Source organism: Thermotoga sp. (assembly GCF_021162145.1).
Lineage (GTDB): Bacteria > Thermotogota > Thermotogae > Thermotogales > Thermotogaceae > Thermotoga.
Genome location: NZ_JAGGZH010000022.1, coordinates 1 through 3,899 on the forward strand (window position 1 = coordinate 1; position 3,899 = coordinate 3,899).

Genomic DNA, 3,899 nt, shown 5'->3' on the forward strand with positions numbered 1-3,899 from the left:
CGTCCTCGTAAAACTCGTCCCAGTATTCCATGGAAATGAGTTCCATCGACATCGAAGCAAGTTCAGCAACCTCCATTCTATAGGGCCTGTAAAAGACAGGAAGACTTAGAGTTTCAAAAGAATGCATCGAGTGTCCCAGCTCATGAAAGATTGTTCTCACATCTCCTGGCTGACCTACAGCGTTCATGAAGATGAAAGGAGCACCCGTCTTTGGAAGCGTGTGATTGTAGCCACCTGGGGCCTTCCCTTTTCTGTTTTCAAGGTCTAAAAGCCCTTTTTCTTTCATCAGACGAAATCTGTCAGCGAAAACAGGGTTCAACCTTTTGAGGGCTCTCTCTGTTTTTTCCATGAAATCCTTCACCGAGGAAAATGGTTTCAACACTTTTCCATCCACATCCACCGCTGTATCCCATGGTTTTACGCTTTCGATGCCGAGTTTTTTCTGTCTGACTTTCGTCCTCTCCACAAGGTATGGGACGACTTCTTTTTCCACCGATTCATGAAATCGATAGATATCCTCCGGAGTGTATTCGAATCTTCCCTTCAATCTATGCATGTAGTCTCTGTAGTTGGAAAAATCTGCGTTCAGAGCTTGCTGGTGCCTTGTGTTTTTGAGTTTATCGAAGAGTTCGTTGAGTTTTTCTCTTACTCCCCATATTCCCTCGTATCTCTTTCTCCAGGCAAGTTCTCTTGTGGATCTGTCGGGATCTCTCAGGTAGGCGGAAAGTTGCTGGAGAGTTTTCTTCTCTCCTTTGAACTCCACTTCGATGCTTCCAACGAGTGTTCCGTAGTTTTTGGCCAGTATGCTCTCTTTCACCTGAAGCGGAACATTCTCTTTCCTGAAGAGATCCACGTCGTTTTTGAGAATTTTTATCATGTGTTCGTACCCCAGTGGTGCGAATCGTTCGTTTTCTACGATCTTTTCCTTTATTTTTTGTTCATAAGGTTTGAGTTTGGCCACAACTTCTTTCTGGAAATTTTCGTAAGCTTTTGCGTTCTCCTCCTTATCTGCGTTCACCGTCATCCTGATGTAAAGCCAGGCGTGTTCCTCTTCTACCTGGTCAAAGAAATCTGTTACCCTGTTAACAAAGCTTCTGAAATCCTCAGAAGAAGAGATGTGAAACTCCAAGAGTTCGTTCACCAGAGGCTCAACGTCTTTCCACTGCATCCTCTGTATCCCTCCCTCACAGGTGTTCTATTAGTATTCTCACTCCATCACTTTCAAAGCGCTTCGTTTTAATTCAGATGTTACTTGGTTCGGAAAGGTAATTAGTATATACTCATTTCTAAAGGAGGGGGCAAAGAAATGGGAAGGATACTTTACCTCGATCCGTTTTCTGGGATCGCCGGTGACATGTTCCTTGGACTTCTTGTCAATCTTGGTGTTGATCCTGAAGAGCTTAAAGAACGTCTTGTAAGTCTGGGCGTTGAGTTTGAATTCAAGATAAAAAAGTCAACAAAAAAGGATAACCGCAACGAAAATGGTAGGCATTTTTCGGGGATAATCGAGATATTGAGCAGACTTGAGGATCCTGCAAAAGAAAAGGCTACGAGAATGTTCGAAGCCCTAGCCAAAACAAAAAGCAAGGTACACGGTCTCTCGAAGGAAAAGGTGCATTTCCACGAGGTGGGAGCCATGGACACAGTGATAGAGATCGCAGGAGCCGTAACTGGACTGGAGCTTCTTGGAGTGGAAAAAGTCTTTTGCGGCACTGTCAACACAGGAAGCGGTTTTGTCATGACAGAGCACGGTAGATACCCGGTTCCTGCCCCCGCCATCGCCGAACTCTTGAAAGGTATCCCGATTTACATGGATCAGAAGGTACGGGCAGAACTCGTCACACCAACAGGAGCTGTGATCTTGAATGGACTGGTCGATGAGTTCAAAGCGCCTATTCTGAGAATAGAGAAGGTGGGATACGGGGCTGGAACAAGAGATCTTGAGATACCAAACGTGCTGCGAGGCTACCTTGGCTTTTTAGAAGGAAAAAGTGAAAGAGACATCCTTATAGAGACAAACGTGGACAACATGGAATCCGCAACTGTTCAGATACCTTATGGAAAAACTGTTCGAAGCAGGTGCAAAAGATGTCTTCTACACTCCCATATACATGAAGAAGAACCGCCCGGCTGTGAAAGTCTCTGTTCTCTGTCCGGAGGAAAAAAGAGACGAGATCCTGAAAATTCTCTTCAAGGAGAGTACCAGTATTAGGTGCAAGGGCCCTTCACTCCGAGAAAGTGAAAGTGCTCCGTAAGACGGTAACTGTAGAGACAGATTACGGAAGAATCCCTGTAAAAGTGGCAAGTTTCAATTCTGAAGTTGTGAACATCTCCCCGGAGCACGAAGTCTGCAGGAAGATAGCACAGGAGAGAGGGATCCCCTTAAAAAGATTTATAACGTCGTTTACAAAAAGATATCGGAGATTCGGAGAAATGTTTGAAGATATCCTGAGATCCCTTGTGAGAGGGGAAATAACACTCGAGGAGGCAGAAGAGAAGATTTTGGAGATGTTCTATGAAAGAACTGATGGGCTGATGCTGGATCTGGAAAGAGACAAGTGTCAAGGCTTTCCAGAGATTGTGTTCGCATCCGAGAAGATGGTTGAACACATAATCATAGCTGTGGAAAAGCTTTTGGAAAGAAAAGGAATCGCTTTTGTTTTCCATCTGGACGAGGAGAAGAAAAAGACTGTGAAAAATAGATTCAGAGGCTATAAGATAAGAGAGGCAGGTAGACTTCTCGTTGTAAAAACAAAGAATTTTCGGAAAAGCTGAGTGGAACGGTCGGTATAATAACCGCAGGAACCTCCGATGTTCCCTTCGCTGAAGAGACTTTCCTCATACTTGAAGAACTTGGTGTCACGGTGAAGAAGGTCTACGACGCAGGAGTTGCGGGAATGCACAGGTCGTTCTACGCTCTTGACCAAACGAAGGACTTTGATCTCCACATAATCTTTTCTTGTGGCTTCTTTGACGGATCTTCCTGTGATAGCGGTTCCCACGCCCGTTGGGTACGGATTTGGAGGAGAAGGAATCGGAACACTCACCACAATGCTCCAGACATGTGCTCCCGGACTTCTTGTGGTGAACATAGGAAACACCATCGGTGGCATTGACAATAGATTCTTCCGTCATTCCAAGAAAAGAGACTGAAGAGGCAAAAAAATCTGGCAAAGTTCCTTGGAATAAGACACGAACTTGTCGAATTGAACGAACTCAAAAGCAGACATCTCATAGAAAATCCTCCAGACAGGTGTTACCTGTGCAGGAAACTGAGAGACAGGGTTGTAAGAAACTGGGCAAAAGAGCATGGTTTTGAAGTGATAGCGGACAGGTTGAACTTCTCGGATCTTCAGGATTACAGGCCAGGTGTGAAGGCTTCGACGGAAGATGGAATCTGGCATCCTTTCATAGAATTTGAGGTGACAAAGGAGGAAATCGGGGAATTCTCCAGAAGACTGAATCTTCCAACCTGGAACAAACCTGCCATGGCCTGTTTGTGTTCGAGGTTTCCTTTCGGTTTTGGCCTGGACGCGGAAAAGGTCAAAATGGTAGAAACAGCAGAAAACTTTCTCAGAGGTCCTGGCTTCAGAGAAGTGAGAGTGAGGTTTTCCCGTACAGGGCAGCCGTAATCGAAGTGAAGAGCAACGACATAGTTCTTCTCGTGGAGAAGAGGGGAGAAATCGTTTCAGCCCTTCGAAAGATAGGTTTTGCCTTTGTAACGCTGGATCTGGAGAGGCTGGCAAGCGGTAAACTGAACAGAACCATTGAAGATGTTTTGAAGTAACCATCTGGTAATGTTCCAGAAATATTAGTTTACGTTATTATGTTGCATGATAATATACCATTTAAATAGTTTGTCTTATCATATTCAAAGAAATAAAACTTTGGTATGGCAA

The 3,899-nt window shown here is 44.6% G+C and carries 5 protein-coding genes and 1 pseudogene; 5 read left to right on the plus strand and 1 reads right to left on the minus strand.

What is annotated here, in order from left to right; translation table 11 throughout:
* A partial coding sequence (locus J7K79_RS01935; protein WP_296904563.1) for a M3 family oligoendopeptidase occupies positions 1-1,168 on the minus strand: 1,168 nt, incomplete at its 3' end.
* A 138-nt stretch (positions 1,169-1,306) separates the two neighbouring features.
* Between J7K79_RS01935 and larC the strand changes: the two are divergent.
* The 5 genes and pseudogenes from larC (at position 1,307) to J7K79_RS01960 (ending at position 3,787) form a co-directional block, all read left to right on the plus strand.
* A pseudogene (larC, locus tag J7K79_RS01940) lies at positions 1,307-2,441 on the plus strand (nickel pincer cofactor biosynthesis protein LarC).
* Positions 2,434-2,775: a hypothetical protein gene (locus J7K79_RS01945; protein WP_296904565.1), complete on the plus strand. Its 342-nt coding sequence runs from the start codon at positions 2,434-2,436 to the stop codon at positions 2,773-2,775. Before larC ends, J7K79_RS01945 begins: the two are co-directional and overlap by 8 nt.
* A 195-nt stretch (positions 2,776-2,970) precedes the next feature.
* Complete coding sequence (locus J7K79_RS01950; protein WP_296904567.1) at positions 2,971-3,153, plus strand: hypothetical protein; 183 nt, start codon at positions 2,971-2,973, stop codon at positions 3,151-3,153.
* Between the two features lie 53 nt (positions 3,154-3,206).
* Positions 3,207-3,632 carry an ATP-dependent sacrificial sulfur transferase LarE gene (locus J7K79_RS01955; RefSeq protein ID WP_296904569.1) on the plus strand — a complete coding sequence of 142 codons (426 nt, stop codon included), beginning with the start codon at positions 3,207-3,209 and terminating at the stop codon, positions 3,630-3,632.
* Positions 3,633-3,637: 5 nt separating this feature from the next.
* A complete protein-coding gene (locus J7K79_RS01960; protein ID WP_296904571.1) occupies positions 3,638-3,787 on the plus strand; it encodes a hypothetical protein in 150 nt (49 codons plus the stop codon).
* Positions 3,788-3,899 lie beyond the last annotated feature (112 nt).